Genomic DNA, 19233 nt, shown 5'->3' with positions numbered 1-19233 from the left:
CCCTGACGGAGCTGTCAGGGCCCGAACCGAGCATCGCTCCCCCGCCAGGACTCGAACCCGGACAGATGGCACCAAAAGCCACAGTGCTGCCAATTACACCACGGGGGAATATTCTCGACGAAACCGGACATTTAGTCAGGTCGTCGAGTGGCGCCTCCTACTATGCCGTACCAGGCGCCTTCCGTGCGACGGTACAAGTCGGCGCTCTTGAGCACGTGGACGACCAGGCATCCGCGGTAAGTCTCCGAGGCGTTCTTCCGGCTCGACGCCCGCCGAACCGGCCCGGAACTCCTCGGCTTCGCGCCCTCCCGTGCCCTCTCCCTCAGGTCGTCCTTCGCGTTCGGGCGCTTCGTCCGGTCCGGAGGTGGCTCGTCCTCCAGGGGGTGGTGCGCCGGTGTACGAGGTCGCGGATCTGGCGGCGGCCGAGTCCGGCTCGTCGGAGGGTGGCCGCCTGTTCTCGTAGGCCCTCGAAATCCCGGTATTTGCTGTGTGGATGTGCCATGGGCAAACCGTCCGGGCGGAATGGCTGGTTCCGGGGTCGAACGTGCGTGGTTCGGTAGTTCGAGGGATTCCCGTGGGTTTCGGTGCTGTTCGGTTACGGAGTGTGGTGTAGGCGAGTAGACGAAACTCACCGGAAAAGCCCACCCCCGCGCCCGTAGGCTGGAGGCATGACCACGACGGGGGCAGACCGCGCGACGGCCTTGAGCGGGCCGTGGTGGTGGTCGCGGTGGCGTAGTGCGGTGCTGGACGTGGGGCTCGCGCTGGTGTCGGCGCTGGAGTGCGCCGCGGAGGGGATTCCGTTCGCGCGGGACGCGGGGATCCCGGTGTCGGCGGGGATCGTGTTCGGTTTGCTGGCCGGTTCCGTGCTGGTGCTGCGCCGGAAGTGGCCGATCGCCGTGGTGCTGGTCGCGATCGCGATCACGCCGGCCCAGATGGGCTTCCTGATGGGCATCGTCGGCCTGTACACGCTGGCCGCGGCGGAGCTGCCGCGCCGGATCATCGTGGCGCTGGCGGGGATGACGTTCCTGGGGACGTTGATCGTGACGTTCGTGCGGGTGCGGCAGAGCATGGCGCGGGGGGATCTGACGCTGGGGGACTGGTTCGTTCCGTTCGCGTCGCTGGCGACCTCGCTGGGGCTGACGGCTCCTCCGGTGCTGCTGGGGCTGTACGTGGGTGCGCGACGGCGGTTGATGGAGAGCCTGCGGGAGCGGGCGGACAGTCTGGAGCGGGAGCTTCAGCTGCTCGCGGAGCGGGCGGAGGAGCGTGCGGAGTGGGCGCGGGGTGAGGAGCGGACGCGGATCGCGCGGGAGATGCACGACGTGGTGGCGCACCGGGTGTCGTTGATGGTGGTGCACGCGGCGGCGTTGCAGGCGGTGGCGCGGAAGGATCCGGAGAAGGCGGTGCGGAACGCGGCGCTGGTGGGGGACATGGGGCGTCAGGCGTTGACGGAGTTGCGGGAGATGCTGGGGGTGCTGCGTTCGGGGGAGGCGGTGCAGCGGCGTACGGCCTCGGCCGCTGCGTCGGCGTCGGTTGCGGTGCCGTTGGCGGCGGTGGGGGTGGCGGCGGCTGCGGCGGCTTCGCGGGTGGCGGCGGAGGAGGAGGGGCCGTGGCTGTCGGAGCTGGAGGTGCTGGTGGGGCAGTCGGCGGCGGCGGGGATGGTGGTGGACCTGTCGGTGGAGGGGGATGTGCGGTCGTATGCGGCGGCGGTGGAGCAGACGGCGTTCCGGGTGGTGCAGGAGGCGCTGACGAACGTCCACAAGCATGCGGCGGGTGCGAAGACGCATGTGCGGTTGGCGCACCGGGTGGCGGAGATCGCGATGCAGGTGGAGAACGAGCCGCCGCCGGAGCCGGCGTCGGCGGCGTCGGCGGGGTTGCCGTCGGGTGGGAACGGTCTGGTGGGGATGCGGGAGCGGGTGCTGGGGCTGGGCGGGGTGTTCGTGTCGGGGCCGACCGATGCCGGGGGTTTTCGGGTGTCGGCGGTGATTCCGGCGGCCTGACCGTCAGGTCCGGGTGGTGAGGCGCCGGGGTTCGACGCCCGCGATGAGGGTGGTGAGGGCGCGGTCGATGTCGGGGCCGACGTACCAGTCGCCGGTGTGGTCGAGGGTGTAGATGCGGCCCTCGGCGTCGATGGCGAGGAGGGAGTGGGTGTCGGTCTCGGCGCCGAGGGGGCAGATCTCCGTGTCGAGGGCGCGGCCGAGGTCGCCGAGGGTGCGGGCGAGGTGGAGGCCGTGCAGGGGGTCGAGGTGGAGGGTGGCGGGGGCGATCTGGCGGCCGCTGCCGGTGGGGTTGATGTGCAGGCCGCCGAATTCGGCCCAGGCTTCCACGGCGGCGGGGAAGACGGCGTGCCGGTGCCCGGCGGGTGAGGTGTGGTCGCGCAGGGTGTCGGCCCAGATCTCGGCTTGTTTTATGTCCCAGCGTCCGGGTTGCCAGCCGGCGGCGCGCAGGGCTGCGTCGACGGGCACGGAGAAGCGCGTGGAGGTGGTGCGGTCGGCGTGCATCTGCCCTTCGATCGTCCTGGTTGGCGTGCGGGTGCGGGTGCGGTGGAGTGCTGGGTGTGGTGTGCGGGGGCGGGTGCGTCAGGCGTCGGTGGTGGGGTCCACGACGCGGACGCCGAAGTGGGCGGTGAGGGCGGCGCAGGCCCGGCAGGGAGCGGCGAAGCTGCCGTGCAGGGGGTCGCCGTCCTCGCGTATGCGGCGGGCGGTGAGTTTGGCCTGCTTGAGGGATCTGCGGGCTTCGCCGTTGGTCATGGGTTTGCGGGCGGCGCGTTTGCTGCGGGCGCTGTCGGCGGTGCTGATGTGCCGGGAGATGAGGATGGCCTCGGCGCAGCGGCCGGTGAAGCGGTCACGCTGTCCGCTGGGGAGGGTGTCGAGGAACTCCTGGACCAGCGGGTGCAGCGGGGGCGGCTGGTCGACGCGGGCGGCGGTGCCGGTGAGGGTGGCGCCGCGGACGGAGAGGGCGGCGGCGACGGTGGGCAGGATGCCGTCGCGGCGGTGCTGGAGGGTGGGTGCGGGAGGTATTTCGCTGCTGCTCCAGCCGATGCGGGGGTCGCCGTTGGTGGCGCCGTGGGCGGCGCCGGACATGGCGGTGTGTGGTCCCGTCTGTGTGGTGTTCATGATCGTCTTCCCCTCCCGGGCATCCCCCCGAAAGTCACAGACTGCCAAATCCCGTGGCGGGTGCGGTAGCTGGGGCGGTGCGACACGCCCGGGTTTGGGCAGGCTGTCACGGCGGGGTGACGGCTGGTCACGGAACCGGAGGGCCGGTGACCGGCGTTCGTGTACCGCATAGGCTGTCGGCAACCGCGATGGGCGCGGTCGACGCGTCTGGGACGTGGGAGAGACAGCCGGATACGGGCCGTGGCGCGCCGCAGGGGCGTGATGCCGGTTCGTACAGAGTGCCGCAGGGGGCAACCGTCATGACGACAGGTCGGCTCGGGCAGCAGGCCGCGCCGCCGAACGCGGCCTATGCCGGGCAGGTCGTGCATTTCCCGGATCCGGTTCGGGCGGCACGTCACCCGAGAGGGGTACGGATCGACGAGCGCGGCTACCCCGACTTCTCGCCCTACGCGCGTGCGGCGGCGGAGATCGCCGATCCGCCGGAGGGGTTCGGTGTCGACGAGTTGCGGCTGACGGACTTCGTGTCCGCGAACGCGGTGCAGTCGGCCGCGGGCCATGAACTGTGGGACACGGTGCCGGCGGTGGCGACGCCGCACGGCTGGACGTGGCATCACGTGGCGGGGACGCGGCGGCTGGAGCTGGTCCCGGTCGAGGTGAAGGCGTTGCTGCGGCATCACGGTGGGGTGGCGACGGCGCGGGTGGACCACAACAAGCGGGGGACGCGGCCGTTGCAGGAGACGCGTCCGGCGCACTTCGGGCTGCCGAAGTCGGGTGTGGCGGTGTCGGAGTCGCAGGTGCTGGGGGTCGAGGAGGATCTCGGCTACCGGTTGCCGGGTGCGTACCGTTCGTTCCTGAAGGCGGCGGGCGGCTGTGCGCCGGTGGGCACGGCTCTGGACGCCGGCCTCGGACTGCTGGTGGACCAGCCGTTCTTCACGGTCCGCGACGAGGCGGCGGTGAACGACCTCGTGTACGTGAACAAGTGCCTGCGCGACCATCTGACCAAGGACTACCTGGGCGTCGGCTTCGTGCAGGGCGGTCTGCTGGCGGTGAAGGTCAAGGGCGACCGGTTGGGTTCGGTGTGGTTCTGTGCGTACGACGACGCGCGCGACGTGGATCCGGGGTGGCCGCCGGCGGAGCGGGTGGAGCGTCTGCTGCTGCCGTGCGGTGAGGACTTCGACGTGTTCCTGTCGCGGCTGGCGGGGTCCCCGCCGGAGTTGGAGACGGTGGCGAACCTGATGGTCGACGGTGGTTTCGCGCGGGTCGTGCCGGTGTCTTCGGCCGGTTCGGGGGAGTGAGGTCCGGCATGGTGACGTTCGCGCAGGCGCAGGAGCGCGCGGAAGAGTGGATCAACGGTGACGTTCCGGCGTACCAGCATCGTGAGGTGCGGGTGCGGGAGTTCGGCCTCGGGTTCGTGGTGTGGGGCGAGGACCGTGCGGAGGGTCCGCGGTCGGACGCGGGCGGGCAGCGGCTGGTGATCGCCCGGGACAGCGGTGAGGCCACGCTGTGGCCGGCGCTGCCGGTGGGCGAGGTGATCCGCCGGTACGAGGAGGAGTACGGCCGTGAGGCGGAGGTCGCCGATGCGGTGCCGGCGCCCGCGGCCCGGGTGGACCTGAACCAGACGTCGTTCCTGTTGAGTCCGCCGGAGTGGCTCCAGGAGGCGGCGGACAAGCTGGGTATTCCGGATCGGCGGTCGGGGGGTGACGGGGTACCGGCGGGTGCCGGTGCCGGTGCGGGTGCTGGTTCCGCTTCTGGCTCCGTTTCCGGCTCCGGCGCCGATGGGCTTGCCGAGACGCAGGCCGGGGTGCCGGCGGCTTCCGGTGGGGCCGGTCCGGCGGGTGCCCGTGGTGCTTCCTGGCCGGCGGCCGGGGCGGGTGCGCCTGGCGCGCCGGGTGCGTACGACGTGCCTGCCGGTGCGACTCCTTGGGCCGGTACCGACACGAACGCCGATGCCGGTGAGGACCGTTCCGTGCCGTTGCCCGCGACGGTGTTCGCGCCGCCGCTGAGCGATGCCGACGACGGTGCCCTGGGAGACGCCGAGACGGCGCTGATGGCGGGGGGCAGTCAGCTGCCGCGCACGGCGGTGTCTCCGGCGCTCGACGAGGCGAGCGCGCAGGGCGTGCCGGGCGTGCCGGGCGGACCGGGCGGACCGGGCGGTGCGCCGCAGGGCAGCACGCCTGCGCCGTCTCCGCAGGACGCCCCGTCGTACGGCTACCCGCAGGGACCGGTGGCTCCCGGCACGCCCCCGCCGGGTGCGCCGGGCCGTCCGCAGGCGTCCGCGCCGCCGCCCGCGTCTTCTTACGGCTACCCGCAGGCGCCGGCTGCCCCGGGCTACGGCTATCCGCAGGCCCCGGCCGGTGCGCCGGGCGCTCCCCAGCCTCCGGCGGGCCCGACGGGTCCGGCCGCTCCGGCTGCTCCGGGGCGGCCCCTCGCACCGAACGCCAGTGACATAGCGGACGCCGCGACGAGCAGGGCCGCGCCTCCTCCGCGCAGGGCGCGTGGCGGGGCCGGTGCGCCGCCTCCGCCGCCGGGCGTCCCAGCAGGGCCGGGTGCGCCGGGAGTTCCGGGTGCGCCGGGCGCTCAGCCCGGGGGCGCGCCCCAGCCGCCCGCGGGCGGGTATGCGCCGACGCAGATGGTGTCGGCGCCGGGGCCCAAGGGGCCCAAGGGGCCCCAGGGTCCGGCGCAGGTGCCGGGCGCGCAGAATCCGCCGGGCGCCCCCAACTCGCCCGCCGCGCCGGGTGGTCCGGCTGGTCCGCCTCCGGGCGATGCTCACCGTGCGGTCACGATGCTGGCCGACCCGAGCGGGATGGGCGGGGGCGCACAGCAGCCTCCGGGCGCCCCGGGTGCACCTTTCGCCCCCGGCGCAGTGCAGCCTCCGGGTGCCCCTGGCGCCCCTGGCACGCCTCCCGCGCAGGGCGCTGCCCGTGGCGCGGGCGGGGCGGCGGTCCACCACGCGGAGACGGTGCTGGCCGCGCCCCCGGTGGGAGCCCCGCCCGCCCCCGGCATGCCGCCGGGCGCCCCGCAGATGCCGCCGCCGAGGCCGGCCGGTGCGATGCCGCCGCCTCCTGCTCAGCCCGTTCCCGGTCAGCCCGTTCCTGGTCAGCCCGTTCCTGGTCAGCCCGTTCCCGGTCAGCCTCTGCCGGGGCAGCAGCCGCCGGCGTACGGCTACCCGCAGCAGGGGCAGCCGACGGTCGGGCCGGGATACCAGGCGGTGTTGCGCTACCGGGCCCAGGACGGCTCGGAGCAGCAGCTGATCCGGCGTTCGGCGCCGGGCACCCCGCACCCCGAATGGCAGATCTTCCACGAGCTGCGGGCGATGAACGTGCCGCCGGACCAGGTGCTGGAGCTGCACACGGAGCTGGAGTCCTGCGAGCTGCCGGGCGCCTACTGCGCGCGGATGATCCGGGAGCAGTGGCCGCAGGCACGGCTGGCGAGCATCGCGCCGTACGGCACGGATCACGCGAGCCGGCAGCAGGGGATGCGGCAGTTGCTGGCGCATCAGGGCGAGTTGCACCAGGTGGCGGCCGGCCCCGCGCGGCCCGCGCCGGTGCGGGCGCCGTTGCCGCAGGTGCAGGCGGCGCCGCCGGTCCCGCCGGAGGCGATCGCACAGGAGCTGGGGGCGGCGTTCGGTCCCGGCGTGTTCCGGTTCGAGCAGGCGGCGGTGTCGCGCCAGGGCGTGCCGCCGATCGTGGCGCACACGCTGGTGGCGGCGGGGCTGCCGCTGGACATGGGGCCGTTCTTCTGGGCGCAGGCGCAGCCGGGCCGGCCGGTGCCGACGCTGGCGGAGCTGGCGCAGGAGCGCGGGTTGCAGCCGGCGCCGGACGCGGCGTCGTACCTCGTGATGGGGACCGACTTCGGCAAGGCGCTCTGTGTGCAGTACGGCACCGCGAACATCGTGGCCGTGCCCGTGGAGGCGGGGCCGGGCGGGGCGTCCGTGCCGCCGCAGTTCGTGAACACGGGGCTGCCGGAGTTCGCCCGTTGCCTGGCCCTGCTGGGCCGGATGTGGCGGCTCAGGTTCGGCCTGAACCAGGAGCAGGCGGGCCGCTGGACCGTCGACTTCCAGGCCCAGCTGGCCTCACTGGACCCGGCGGCGCTCGGTTCGCCGGAGAGCTGGTGGTCGGTGCTGCTGGAGCAGATGTGGGACGGGCTGCTGTAGCAGGTGTGGGACGGGCTGCTGTGGCGCGGGCCGCCCGTCTGTAGGACGGCCGTACGGGGGCCGGTCCGGTCGGGAGACCGGGCCGGCCCCCACGCGCGCGTGCCCCGTTGTCGTACCCCGCGGGCATGATGGGCGGATGGACTTCGAGCCGTACCGGGGCGAGTTGGTGGCGTACTGCTATCGGATGCTGGGCTCGTTCCACGAGGCCGAGGACCTGGTGCAGGAGACCATGCTGCGGGCCTGGAAGGCGCGTGAGCGCTACGACCCCGCGCGGGCCTCGGTGCGGACCTGGCTGTACCGGATCGCGACGAACGTGTGCCTGACGGCGCTCCAGGGGCGGGTGCGGCGGCCGTTGCCGTCCGGGCTCGGGGCGCCCGGTGCCGATCCGGAGGCGCCGCTCACGTCGGCCCTCGACGTGCCGTGGCTGGAGCCGTTCCCGGACGCGCGCTTCGATGTGGAGGCGCGCGCGGATCTGCGGCTCGCGCTGGTGGCGGCGCTGCAGGTGCTGCCCGCGCGGCAGCGGGCGGTGCTGGTGCTGCGCGAGGTGCTGGAGTTCAGTGCCGCGGAGGTCGCCGACCAGCTGGAGACGTCGGTGGCGGCGGTGAACAGCGCCCTGCAGCGGGCGCGCGCCGCGCTCGCGGGGGCGGGCGGGGCGGACGAGGTGAGCGAGCCGGACGATCCGGAGGTGCGGGCGGCGGTCCTGCGGTACCAACAGGCGTTCGAGGCGGCCGACGTACCCGCGCTGGTGCGGCTGCTCACCGACGACGCGGTGCTGGAGATGCCGCCGCTGCCGCTGTGGTACCGGGGCCGCGGCGACTACGGCCTGTTCATGGAGCGGGTGTTCCGGCTCCGCGGCACCGGCTGGCGCACGCGCTCGGGCACGGCCAACGGGCAGCCCGCGCTCGTCGCGTACGCCCCGGAGCCCGGCGGCGGGCACCGGCTGCACTCCGTGCAGGTCCTCACGGTCACCGGGGGCGGCCGGGTCGCGCACAACGTGGTGTTCACCGACCCGCGCGTGCTGACGGCGCTCGCACCGGCGCAGCCGCCCGCGCCCCGCGCCGGCTGAGAGGGCCGGGAAAGAAATCTCGGGGACGGCGATGAGCCCGCCCGGTGCCGCCGGTATGTACCGGTGACCATCGAGTGAAGGGACAACCGTCATGAGCGTTGTCGTCATCCAGTTCACCACCCTGGACGGGATCGTGTCCGACCCGGACGGCTCCGAGGGCACGCCGTACGGAGGCTGGCTCTTCCGGTTCGGCCGGGAGGAGATCGCCGGGGACAGGTTCGGTCTGGGCCGCACGCTGGACGAGGGGGTCGTGCTGCTCGGGCGTGCCACCTGGGAGGCCTTCTCCCGGCTGTGGCCGGGCCGGGACGACCCCTTCTCCGCGCGCCTGAACGCCGCACCGAAGCTGGTCGCCTCCCGCACTCTGTCCGACGCGTCCGAGGTGTCCGCGTGGGCGAACTCCCGTCTCCTCGACGGGGATCTGCTGGACGCCGTCAAGACCGAGCGGCGGGACGTGGTCGTCATGGGCAGCATCGGGGTCGTCCACGCCCTCGCGGAGGCGGACCTGGTCGACGAGTACCGGCTGCTGACCTTTCCCACCGTCCTCGGCGCCGGCCGGCCGCTGTTCCCGGCCGGCGGACCGCCCGCCGAACTGGAGTGCCTGTCCGCGGAACGCGTGGGCGCGACGGTGCTGACCCGCTACCGAAGGGCGCGCGGCTGAACTTTCACGCCCCCCGATGCGCTTCCCTCCGCCTGGTGACGTGTGCGGTGTTTCCGGCGCGGCATGCGGAGTGTCGCGTTATGAACACTTACGTCCGATCCATCAAGATATCCGCGAAATCATCATTTCGTGCGGGTCCGGCGGAGAGGGGTTCCAGGTGAGCAGCGCATCGATGTCGCCGTACGAGTTCGTGACCGTCCGGGGGCGTGGCTACCGCCCCGACGAGGTCGACACGTTCTTGGTGGAGCTCGGTGAGGACCGGGACGCGGCGTGGGAGCGTGCCGCGCGGCTCACCGTGCTCGCCAAGGAGATGGAGGCGGAGGCCGAGCGGATGCGCACCGTGGTCGAGGAGCTTCCGGCGCAGACGTACGAGGCGCTCGGGGACCGCGCGCACCGGATCTTCCGGCTCGTGGCGGAGGAGGCGAAGACCCTGCGCGAGGGCGCCCGGCGCGAGCTGACCGAGGGCGTCGTGGAGGCCGCGGCGCGCGCCGACAGCGAGTGCGGTGCGGTGCGGGAGCAGGCCGAAGCGCTCCGTACGGACACCGAGGAACGCGCCCGCCAGTTGCTCCTCGCCGCGGGCGCCGAGGCGGACGACATCCGCATCGGCGCCCGTCTGGAGGTCAAGGAGCAGCGGGGCGAGGCCCTTTCGGCCCTGCGCGAGGTGCGGCAGCGCACCATCGGGATGCTCGCCGACCAGGCCAAGGAGCACGCCGAACGCTGGGCCGAGGAGGAGCGCGAGGAGGCCGCGCGCGCCGCCGCGGTCGACGCGCACAACGCCGAGCGCATCGCGCGCGCCGAGGCCGCCCTGGCGGAGGCGGAGCGGGCCCTGGAGGAGGCCGGGGAGTCGGCGAGCCGCTCCGAGGAGGAGGCGCACGAGCGGGCCGGCGAGGTCCTGGCGGAGGCCAAGGACCGTGAGGAGCAGATCGCGCGGGAGACCGAGCAGGTGCTGCGCGAGCACGGCGAGACCTGGGACGACGTGCAGGCGCACATGGACCACATGCGGGACAGCCTGGTGACCCTGACGGGGCGCGCGGCGGCGGAATAGCGCCCCGCGCTTCCTCCTGCCCGGGGTTCGGGCTCCTGCTGCCCCCGGGGCTCGGCTCCTCCCGGCTCCCGCTGTGTACCGCCTAGCTACCCCTCCGTACCGCCCCCGCCAGGATCCGCCCCTCCACCCCCTCGTACTGCCGGCGCTGCTCCGCGGCCCGGTGCCGGCCGGAGGCCACCGTCCCCAGCCAGCCCAGGAAGAAGCCGGCCGGGATGGAGACGAGGCCGGTGGTGGTGAAGGGGAACCAGTTGAAGTCGGCGTGCGGGAAGGCGGCCCCCGGCGAGCCCGAGACCAGGTTGGTGCCGGGCATCAGGAGCAGCACGGTGAGGGTGCCGCCGAGCAGGGTGCAGAGCAGGCCGGTGCGGGTGTAGCGGCGCCAGAAGAGGCCGTAGACGAGGGCGGGGGCCAGGGCGGAGGCGCCGAGGCAGAAGGAGAGGGTGATCAGGGGCTGCAGGCTGTGGTGCTGGACCAGGGTCGCCAGCAGGATCGTGGGGACTCCTATGGCGAGCGCGGAGACGCGGGCCAGGGTCATCTCGCGGCGGGCCGGCATCTCCTGGACGCGGGTCGCGAAGACGTCGTGGGCGAGGGAGTTGGCGCAGGCGAGGATCATGCCGGCGACGGAGGCGAGCAGGGTCAGGAAGATCGCCGTGGTGACCGTGGTGAAGAGCAGGGTCTCCGCCGTCGGCACGTCGGCTCCGAAGGCCGCGCGGGAGCCCAGCAGGTAGGCGGTGTTGCCCTGCGGGTCGGCGGCGGTGACGGCGGCGCGGCCGACCAGGGCGGTGGCGCCGAAGCCGACGACGCTGACGATCGGCACGAACAGGGCCACGCACGACACCGCCCAGGACATCGACCGGCGGACCTGGCGGGCGCCGGCGGCGGTGTACATGCGCATGGTGATGTGGGGCAGGCAGGCGCCGCCGAGGACGACGGTCAGCTCCGAGCTGATCATGTCCAGGCGGGGCGCGGGACCGCCGGTGAACTGGAGGCCGGAGTGCAGGTAGGCGGCTCCGGCGCCGCTGCCCCGGGCCGCCGCGGTGAGCAGGGCGCCCGGGTCCCAGTCGAAGCGGTGCAGGACCAGCAGGGCGACCACGGTGCCGGAACCGAGCAGCATCACGATCTTCAGGATCTGGATGAGGGCGGTGCCCTTCATGCCGCCGATGGCCGCGTAGCTGATCATCAGGGCGCCGAGTCCGACGACGCAGCCGGTCTGCACGGTCTCGTTGGAGAAGCCGAGGACGAAGGCCATCAGCTGGCCGGCGCCGGCCAGCTGGACCAGCATCAGCGGCAGCAGGGCGGCGATGGTCACCGCGCAGGCCGCGATCCGTACCGACCGGCCGGGCATCCGGCGGGCCAGCGCGTCGCCCATGGTGAACCGGCCCGCGTTGTGCAGCGGTTCGGCCAGCAGGAACATCAGCAGCAGCAGCGACAGGGCCGTACTGAGGGCGAGGACGACGCCGTCGTAGCCGCACAGGGCGATCACCCCGGCGCCGGCCAGGGTCCCGGCCCCGGAGATGTAGTCGCCGGCGATCGCGAGGCCGTTGCGGAGCGGGGAGAGGGAGCCGTAGCCGGTGTAGAACTCGTCGAGGTCGTCGCGGTCCGGTCCGGTCAGCACGCAGAGCAGGAGGGTGACCGTGGCGACGGCGGTGAAGGCGACCAGGGACATGGACTGGGCGGAGCCGCTGAAGCCGGTCACCGTACGGCCCCGCGCCTGGCGTCCAGTTCCGCGGTCCGGCGGATGCGGTCGGCGAGCGGGTCCACGTGGCGGCGCGTGGTGTGCTCGTAGAGGCCGATCGCCAGCCAGGTGACGGGGAGCTGGAGGAGCGCGAGGAGCAGTCCGGCGGGTACACCGTCGGCGACCGTGCTCGTCATCACGCCCGGGGCGAACGCCGACAGCACCAGGAACAGGGTGAAGTAGCCGAGCGCGGTGAGGGCCGCGGTGCGCCGCCGGAGGCGGTAGGCGCCGCGTAGCAGCCGCAGGTCGCTGTGGTGGCCGACCGGCTCCCGGTGCGGCACGTGGCGGGGTCTCGGCGGCTCGGGCGGCAGCGGCTGCCAGGGGTAGGTGAGGTGCGACGGATCGCGCGGGGAGAGGCCGGAAGGGGCCGCGGAGTCGGCTGGGTCGGCTGGGTCGGAAAGGTCGTGGGACATCCCGGTGCTCCTTGCGTGGCTCGGGTCCGTGGCGGCGGACCGCAGGGAGAGGAGGGAGCGGGGGACGCACGTTACTCGCAGGTATCCGGGGCGTGCGGGCATTTTCCGCAACTGGCGGGCCGGTACGCGCTTACTGCACCCGAACGTGTCTGACCAGGGGTGTTACCCGCGTTAACCATGATTTTCCCGCGCCTCGATCCGCGGCGGCCCGGGTGGGACCTCGCGCCCGCCGCCGGCCGCTACAACTGTTCGACGGCGGCGGGAGTCTGACGAGCGCGGCACGCCTTGACCCGCCGTTCGCCCGTCCGTCGCCGACGCTTCATGTGGGGGCCCCGTGTTCCAGACCTCTTCCGGACTCCGCGTCCTCGGACGGGCCGCCGGCACGGTCGGTGCCCTCGCCCTGGTCGCGCTGGGCGCCACACCGGCCGTGCCCGCCACGGCCGCCACGCCCGCCGCGGCCGACGACCCGTCGGCCGGGGTGGTCCTGGGCAGGATCGCCGCGATCGACGGGGCCGAGCCGGGCGGCACCGTCCAGGTGCCCACCAGCTTCACCAACACGGGCACCAAGGCGCTCGGCAAGGTCTGGCTGACGTACACGCTCACCCATGGCCTGACCCATGTGGAACGGACCGGACTCCCTGCCAACTGCACGTACTCGACGGTCTCCGCGGTGGACGGGGAGCCGGACAGGACCGAGGTGATCTGCGAGTTCGACCAGAAGGTGCGGCCCGGTGTCGTCTACACGCCCGGGAGACAGCTGACCTTTCCCGTGCGCGACAGCGCGTTGTACGAGGTGATCGAGGTGAAGGCCGAGATCGCCGGATACCCCTACCCGGGGGACAACTTCTCGCGGGAGGTGCCCGGAACCGCGCCCGCGGTCGGGCTGGTCGAGCGCTCCGACGCCACCCCCGCGCCCGCCGGCAGCGCGGAGAACAGCCGCTGGGACGTGGCCGATGTGCCGGTGACCGCCGTGAACACGGCCGACTTCGGGGTCACCGGGGCACGGTTGCGCGGTGGCGTCGGGGACACCGTCCCCCTGACCGTGGGCTTCACCGACGCCGGACCGGCCTGGGTGCAGCGGCGCGACCGGGCCGACGCCGCCCGGATCGTGGTCAGGATGCCCGCCGGTACGACGGTGTCCAGGGCCGACCCCTACTGCCGCAGGACGGGGGCCGGTGAGTACGTCTGCGGCATCGACTTCTCCTGGGTCGCGGAAGGCTACGAGCGGAGCTACACCTTCCGCCTGAAGATCGACAAGGCGGTGCCGGGGGCCCGGGGGTCGGTCGGACTGGTCGGCGCGTCCCGGCCGTTCGACACAGATGAGGGGAACGACAAGGCCGGCATCCGGCTCGACGTCACCGGCGCTGACGGGTCGTCCGGCGCTGACGGGTCGTCCGGCGGGGGCAGCGCGGGCACCGGTGCCGGTGCGGCCCTTCCGCTCGTGGGTGCCGCCGCGGCGGCAGCCGCCCTCGGCGGGGGCGCGGTCCTGGTGGCGCGCCGCCGCGCGCGCAGGCGATAGTGCGGGTGCGGGTGCGGGTGCGGGTGCGGGTACGGGTACGGGTACGGGCCTTCGGGCGACGGCGGTCGCTCGTGGCGAGGAGCCGCCCTCACCGCTCCGTCAGGACCGGGAATCGCCGGGGCGCCAGCACCAGGAGCACCACGAACGCCAGCGCGGCCGCGCACGCCGCCCCGAAGTACACCGCGTGGACCGCGTCCGCGATGGCGTGCCGGGTGGCCTCGGGCACCGTTCCGTCGTCCAGCGCGCGCGTGACGGAGTCGAGGTCGCCCGCGCCGCCCAGCCGCGCCGCCAGCACCCCGTTGGCGACCGCGCCGAACACCGACGCCCCGATCGTCTGGCCGGTCTGCCGGCAGAACAGCACCGACGCGGTCGTCGTGCCCCGCTCCGCCCAGCCCACCGTCGACTGCACGCCCACGATCAGCGGCAGCTGGAACAGGCCCAGCGCGGCGCCGAGCAGGAGCATCAGCAGCGTCGGCTGCCAGGCCGACCCCGGGTAGGGCAGGAAGGGGAACGCGAACAGGACCAGCGCGGCCGCGCCGATGCCGAGCAGCGCGGTGTCGCGGAAGCCGATCCGCCGGTACACGTGCTGGCTGAGGGCCGCGGAGACCGGCCAGCTCAGCGTCCACACCGACAGCACGAACCCGGCGGCCACCGGGGCGAGGCCGAGGACCGACTGCGCGTACGTCGGCAGGAACACCGTCGGCGCCACCATCAGCAGGCCGAGCGCGCCGAGCGAGAGGTTGACGGCCGCGATCGTACGGCGCCGCCACACCCACCCCGGGATGATCGGCTCCGCGGCCCGGCGCTCGATCCACACCACCAGTCCCACCAGCGCGAGCCCGGTCGCGAACAGCGCGCACGACGGCGCGGACCACCACGCCCACGCCACCCCGCCCTGCACGAGCGCCGTCAGCAGCACGCCGCCGCACGCGAACACCGCCAGCGCACCCGCCCAGTCCACCCGCGGGGGCGTGCGCGGCGCGCGCACCGGCTCGTGGAGGTGACGCACTATCAGCCAGAGCGCCGCCGCGCCGATCGGCAGGTTGATCAGGAAGATCCACCGCCAGTCCGCGTAGGCGGCCAGCACCCCGCCGAGCCCCGGCCCGGCGACCGCCGACACCGCCCACACCGTGGACAGCTTCGACTGGATCTTCGGGCGCTCCTCCAGCGGGTAGAGGTCGGCCGCGAGGGTCTGCACGGTGCCCTGCAGCGCCCCGCCGCCGAGGCCCTGCACGATCCGGAACGCGATCAGCGCGGCCATGTTCCAGGCGGCCGCGCACAGCAGCGACCCCAGCAGGAACAGCGCGGCGCCCGCGACCAGCACCGGCTTGCGGCCGAAGGTGTCGGAGAGCTTGCCGTACACCGGCAGCGTCACGGTGACGGCGAGCAGGTAGCCGGAGAAGAGCCAGGAGAAGACCGAGAAGCCGCCGAGGTCCCCGACGATCTGGGGCACGGCGGTGGAGACGACGGTGGAGTCGAGCGCCGCCAGCGCCATGGAGAGCATCAGGGCGGCCACCACGGCCCCCCGCCGCTTCGCCCCGGCCCCGCGCCCCGCCGCGCGTATCGCGGGTTCCGCGCTCTCCGGCCCAGCCTTCCCCGTCCCCCTCTCCTTCCCCCTCTTCTCCGCCTCCTTCTCGGCCTCCTTCTCGGCCTTCTCCTTCGCCACGCCGGGCCCCCTCCCCATGTGTTCCTCATGTATCTATGTCGCGTACGACAGCTTCCCATCCGCCCCGGCACCGCGGGAGTCCGCGTCCACCTGCTGAGAGTGCGAGGCCGCTTGACCCTCACGCGGCGGAAGGGTGGACGCTTCCTGGGGCGGCGGGTGGAGGCCGACCCCGAGAAGGACTCCACCCGGCGGTGGACTTCCCCTAGGGGGTTCTCCGTACTACGGCTCGGGGAGGGTTCGTACCGCCGGAGGACGAGACGGCACCCCGCCCGTCCTTAACCTGGCTTTACGCCGCCGGGGGGCGGTTGACCGAACCGGCGGGGGTGGGGTTTTCCCCCGGGCAAGACGGGGCTTCGCACCAGCGCGGAGCGACCCCGCCGGCCGCGAGACTCGTCGTCGTACCGACCACTGCGCAGCAACGCACAGCACAGAGCTGTGCCTTCGCTGACCGACTTAGGAGACATACCGTGACATCGGCTGTGACCATTCCCAGGCACGGGGGTACTGGAGGGCGTACGGCCGTTGCCGCGCGGGCGCGGCAGGTCGTCAAGGCGTACGGGGCCGGAGAGACCCGGGTCGTCGCCCTGGACCACGTCGACGTGGACATCAAGCGGGGGCAGTTCACCGCGATCATGGGCCCCTCGGGGTCCGGGAAGTCCACCCTGATGCACTGCCTCGCCGGGCTCGACACCGTGACGAGCGGTCAGATCTACCTGGACGAGACCGAGATCACCGGCCTGAAGGACAAGAAGCTCACCCAGCTGCGCCGGGACCGGATCGGCTTCATCTTCCAGGCGTTCAACCTGCTGCCGACGCTGAACGCGCTGGAGAACATCACCCTCCCCATGGACATCGCCGGGCGAAAGCCCGACAAGGAGTGGCTGCGGCGCGTGGTCGACACCGTGGGGCTCGCGGACCGGCTCAAGCACCGCCCCACCCAGCTCTCGGGAGGCCAGCAGCAGCGCGTGGCCGTGGCGCGCGCCCTCGCCGCCCGCCCCGAGATCATCTTCGGTGACGAGCCGACCGGAAACCTCGACTCCCGCGCGGGCGCCGAAGTCCTGGGCTTCCTGCGCAGCTCCGTCGACGACCTGGGCCAGACCATCGTGATGGTCACGCACGACCCGGTCGCCGCCTCCTACGCGGACCGCGTGCTCTACCTCGCCGACGGCCGGATCGTCGACGAGATGTTCAAGCCGACCGCGGAGACCGTCCTGGACCGCATGAAGGACTTCGACGCGCGGGGGCGTACGTCATGACCGTCATGAAGACCTCGATGCGCAACTTCTTCGCGCACAAGGGGCGCATGGCCCTCTCCGCGGTCGCGGTCCTGCTGTCGGTGGCGTTCGTGTGCGGCACGCTGGTGTTCACCGACACCATGAACACGACGTTCGACAAGCTGTTCGCGGCGACCTCGTCCGACGTGACGGTCAGCGCCAAGGGCGCCTCCGACACCGGCCAGACCACCTCCGACAACGGCAGGCCGCCGGTCATGCCGGCCGCGGTGGTCGGCAAGGTGCGCGCCGCGGCCGGCGTCAAGGCGGCGGAGGGCACGGTCTTCTCGACGTCCGTGACCGTCGTGGACGCCGACAAGGACAGCCTGTCGCCGTCCAGCGGCGCCCCGACCATCGTCGGCAGCTGGAACGGCAACGACGCCCGCACCATGAAGATCACCTCCGGTGCGGCGCCGAAGAACTCCGGCCAGGTCATGGTGGACGCCGACACCGCCGACAAGCACCACCTGAAGCTGGGCGACGAGATCGGGGTGATCAGCGCGGTCGGCACGCACACCGCGAGGATCTCCGGCATCGCCGACTTCACCGTCACCAACCCCGGTGCCGCGATCTTCTACCTGGACACGAAGACCGCCCAGCGCACCCTCGTCGGGCAGACCGGCGTCTTCACGAACATCAACGTGACGGCCGCGCCGGGGGTGACGGACGCGCAGCTGAAGAAGAACGTCGTCGGCGAACTCGGCGCCGCCTACAAGGTGCAGACCGCCAAGGAGACCGCCGACGCCAACCAGAAGGACGTCGAGGGCTTCCTGGACGTCATGAAGTACGCGATGCTCGGCTTCGCCGGGATCGCCTTCCTGGTCGGCATCTTCCTGATCATCAACACCTTCTCGATGCTGGTCGCCCAGCGCACCCGCGAGATCGGCCTGATGCGGGCCGTCGGCTCCAGCCGCGGCCAGGTCAACCGGTCGGTGCTCGTCGAGGCCCTGCTGCTCGGCTTCGTCGGCTCGGTCCTCGGCGTCGGCGCGGGCGTCGGCATCGCGGTCGGCCTGATGAAGCTGATGGGCCAGATGGGCATGCACCTGTCGACCAGTGACCTGACGGTCGCCTGGACCACCCCGGTGCTCGGCCTGATCCTCGGCGTCGTCGTCACCGTCCTCGCCGCCTACCTCCCCGCACGCCGGGCCGGCAAGGTCTCCCCGATGGCCGCGCTGCGCGACGCGGGCGCCCCCGCCGACGCCAGGGCGGGCCGGATACGCGCCCTGGTCGGCCTCGTGCTGACCGGCGCCGGTGGCTACAGCCTCTACCTGGCCTCGGCCACCGACCAGGCCAAGCAGGGCTCGGCCTGGCTCGGCCTCGGCATCGTCCTCTCCCTCATCGGGTTCGTCGTCATCGGCCCGCTGCTCGCGGGGGGTGTCGTACGGGTCCTGGGCGCCGTCCTGCTCCGGATGTTCGGCCCGGTCGGACGCATGGCCGAACGCAACGCGCTGCGCAACCCGCGCCGTACCGGTGCCACCGGCGCCGCCCTGATGATCGGACTGGCGCTGGTCGCGTGCCTCTCGGTGGTCGGCTCCTCCATGGTCGCCTCCGCCAGCGACCAGCTCGACAAGACCGTCGGCACGGACTTCATCATCCAGTCCGACAGCGGCCAGCGGATCACCCCGCAGGCGGTCAAGGCCGTCAAGGACGTACCGGGCATGGCCCGCGTCACCGAGTACCGCACCACCACCGCCGACTACACCACGCCCGACGGCAAGACCCTCAAGGACACCGACATCACGGCGGCCGACCCCACCTACGCGACCGACCTGCGCACCAAGACCGTCGCCGGTGACCTCAAGGACGCCTACCTGCCCGACTCGATGTCCGTGTACGACAAGTTCGCCAAGGCGCACGGCATCCACCTCGGCTCGAAGATCGCCGTCAGCTTCAAGGACGGCCGCACGGCCCACCTGACGGTCCGCGCGATCACCAGCAGCGACGGCCTCATCGACGCCGGCTCCAAGTACACGAACATCACCACCCTCGCCAAGTACGTGCCGGCCGCCAAGATGCCCCTCGACGACCTGGTCTTCGCCACCGCCAAGGACGGCCGCCAGGACGCCGCGTACAAGGCGCTCAAGTCCGCGCTGCACGGCTACCCGCAGTACACCGTGCGCGACCAGACCGACTACAAGAAGGCGCTCAAGGACCAGATCGGCCAGCTGCTGAACCTGATCTACGGCCTGCTCGCCCTCGCGATCATCGTTGCGGTCCTCGGCGTCGTGAACACCCTCGCCCTCTCCGTGGTCGAGCGGACCCGCGAGATCGGCCTCATGCGGGCCATCGGCCTCTCCCGCCGCCAGCTGCGCCGCATGATCCGCATGGAGTCCGTGGTGATCGCCCTCTTCGGTGCCCTGCTGGGCCTCGGCCTGGGCATGGGCTGGGGCGCCACCGCCCAGAAGCTGCTCGCCCTGCAGGGCCTGAAGGTCCTGGAGATCCCCTGGCCGACGATCATCGGTGTCTTCGTCGGCTCGGCCTTCGTGGGCCTGTTCGCCGCCCTGGTCCCGGCGTTCCGCGCGGGCCGCATGAACGTCCTGAACGCGATCGCGACGGACTGACCGCGCCCGCCCGGGAGACCACCGCACACGGGGGTT

General features: G+C 72.9%; 14 protein-coding genes, 1 tRNA gene and 1 pseudogene. 9 read left to right on the top strand and 7 right to left on the bottom strand.

Annotated features, from left to right (window positions below):
* Positions 1 to 36 precede the first annotated feature (36 nt).
* Positions 37 to 108, bottom strand: a tRNA-Gln gene (locus ACFZB3_RS17130).
* Between the two features lie 197 nt (positions 109 to 305).
* Positions 306 to 502, bottom strand: a pseudogene (locus ACFZB3_RS17125) (hypothetical protein); the annotation flags it as partial.
* A gap of 166 nt (positions 503 to 668) precedes the next feature.
* Between ACFZB3_RS17125 and ACFZB3_RS17120 the strand changes: the two are divergent.
* The gene (locus ACFZB3_RS17120) at positions 669 to 1997 is read left to right on the top strand and encodes a histidine kinase (protein ID WP_391376162.1); all 1329 of its coding nucleotides are present in this window, start codon (positions 669 to 671) and stop codon (positions 1995 to 1997) included.
* A gap of 3 nt (positions 1998 to 2000) precedes the next feature.
* Here the strand turns inward: ACFZB3_RS17120 and ACFZB3_RS17115 are convergent, their stop codons facing one another.
* Together ACFZB3_RS17115 and ACFZB3_RS17110 are read right to left on the bottom strand one after the other, a co-directional pair.
* Complete coding sequence (locus ACFZB3_RS17115; RefSeq protein ID WP_391376159.1) at positions 2001 to 2498, bottom strand: SUKH-3 domain-containing protein; 498 nt, start codon at positions 2496 to 2498, stop codon at positions 2001 to 2003.
* A 78-nt stretch (positions 2499 to 2576) separates the two neighbouring features.
* Complete coding sequence (locus ACFZB3_RS17110; RefSeq protein ID WP_391376156.1) at positions 2577 to 3113, bottom strand: YwqJ-related putative deaminase; 537 nt, start codon at positions 3111 to 3113, stop codon at positions 2577 to 2579.
* A gap of 299 nt (positions 3114 to 3412) precedes the next feature.
* Here ACFZB3_RS17110 and ACFZB3_RS17105 point away from each other — a divergent pair, with 299 nt between their 5' ends.
* The 5 genes from ACFZB3_RS17105 (at position 3413) to ACFZB3_RS17085 (ending at position 10035) form a co-directional block, all read left to right on the top strand.
* A complete protein-coding gene (locus ACFZB3_RS17105) occupies positions 3413 to 4408 on the top strand; it encodes an HNH endonuclease (RefSeq protein ID WP_391376932.1) in 996 nt (331 codons plus the stop codon).
* Positions 4409 to 4416: 8 nt separating this feature from the next.
* On the top strand, positions 4417 to 7266 hold the full coding sequence (locus ACFZB3_RS17100) for an SUKH-4 family immunity protein (protein WP_391376153.1): 2850 nt from the start codon (positions 4417 to 4419) through the stop codon (positions 7264 to 7266).
* A 136-nt stretch (positions 7267 to 7402) separates the two neighbouring features.
* The gene (locus tag ACFZB3_RS17095; protein ID WP_391376150.1) at positions 7403 to 8332 is read left to right on the top strand and encodes an RNA polymerase subunit sigma-70; all 930 of its coding nucleotides are present in this window, start codon (positions 7403 to 7405) and stop codon (positions 8330 to 8332) included.
* A gap of 91 nt (positions 8333 to 8423) precedes the next feature.
* On the top strand, positions 8424 to 8990 hold the full coding sequence (locus ACFZB3_RS17090; protein WP_391376147.1) for a dihydrofolate reductase family protein: 567 nt from the start codon (positions 8424 to 8426) through the stop codon (positions 8988 to 8990).
* A 157-nt stretch (positions 8991 to 9147) separates the two neighbouring features.
* A complete protein-coding gene (locus ACFZB3_RS17085) occupies positions 9148 to 10035 on the top strand; it encodes a cellulose-binding protein (protein ID WP_391376144.1) in 888 nt (295 codons plus the stop codon).
* Positions 10036 to 10117: 82 nt separating this feature from the next.
* On the opposite strand, the gene ACFZB3_RS17080 is transcribed toward ACFZB3_RS17085, so the two are convergent.
* Positions 10118 to 11728: a cation acetate symporter gene (locus tag ACFZB3_RS17080; RefSeq protein WP_391376141.1), complete on the bottom strand. Its 1611-nt coding sequence runs from the start codon at positions 11726 to 11728 to the stop codon at positions 10118 to 10120.
* Positions 11725 to 12180 carry a DUF485 domain-containing protein gene (locus ACFZB3_RS17075; RefSeq protein ID WP_391376138.1) on the bottom strand — a complete coding sequence of 152 codons (456 nt, stop codon included), beginning with the start codon at positions 12178 to 12180 and terminating at the stop codon, positions 11725 to 11727. Before ACFZB3_RS17075 ends, ACFZB3_RS17080 begins: the two co-directional genes overlap by 4 nt.
* A 334-nt stretch (positions 12181 to 12514) precedes the next feature.
* On the opposite strand from ACFZB3_RS17075, the gene ACFZB3_RS17070 reads away from it, so the two are divergent.
* Positions 12515 to 13699 (top strand): hypothetical protein, encoded by a 1185-nt coding sequence (locus tag ACFZB3_RS17070; RefSeq protein WP_391376135.1) that lies wholly within the window; start codon positions 12515 to 12517, stop codon positions 13697 to 13699.
* Between the two features lie 88 nt (positions 13700 to 13787).
* Here the strand turns inward: ACFZB3_RS17070 and ACFZB3_RS17065 are convergent, their stop codons facing one another.
* On the bottom strand, positions 13788 to 15263 hold the full coding sequence (locus ACFZB3_RS17065; protein WP_391376931.1) for an MFS transporter: 1476 nt from the start codon (positions 15261 to 15263) through the stop codon (positions 13788 to 13790).
* A 569-nt stretch (positions 15264 to 15832) separates the two neighbouring features.
* On the opposite strand from ACFZB3_RS17065, the gene ACFZB3_RS17060 reads away from it, so the two are divergent.
* Together ACFZB3_RS17060 and ACFZB3_RS17055 are read left to right on the top strand one after the other, a co-directional pair.
* On the top strand, positions 15833 to 16621 hold the full coding sequence (locus ACFZB3_RS17060; RefSeq protein ID WP_391376132.1) for an ATP-binding cassette domain-containing protein: 789 nt from the start codon (positions 15833 to 15835) through the stop codon (positions 16619 to 16621).
* Entirely contained in the window at positions 16618 to 19197 is a 2580-nt protein-coding gene (locus tag ACFZB3_RS17055) for an FtsX-like permease family protein (protein WP_391376129.1), read from the top strand. Before ACFZB3_RS17060 ends, ACFZB3_RS17055 begins: the two co-directional genes overlap by 4 nt.
* Positions 19198 to 19233 lie beyond the last annotated feature (36 nt).

Source organism: Streptomyces sp. NPDC008092, from assembly GCF_042957285.1.
Lineage (GTDB): Bacteria > Actinomycetota > Actinomycetes > Streptomycetales > Streptomycetaceae > Streptomyces.
Note: the sequence above shows the minus strand (reverse complement) of the source record. Positions and strands in the feature narration are given on the sequence as shown.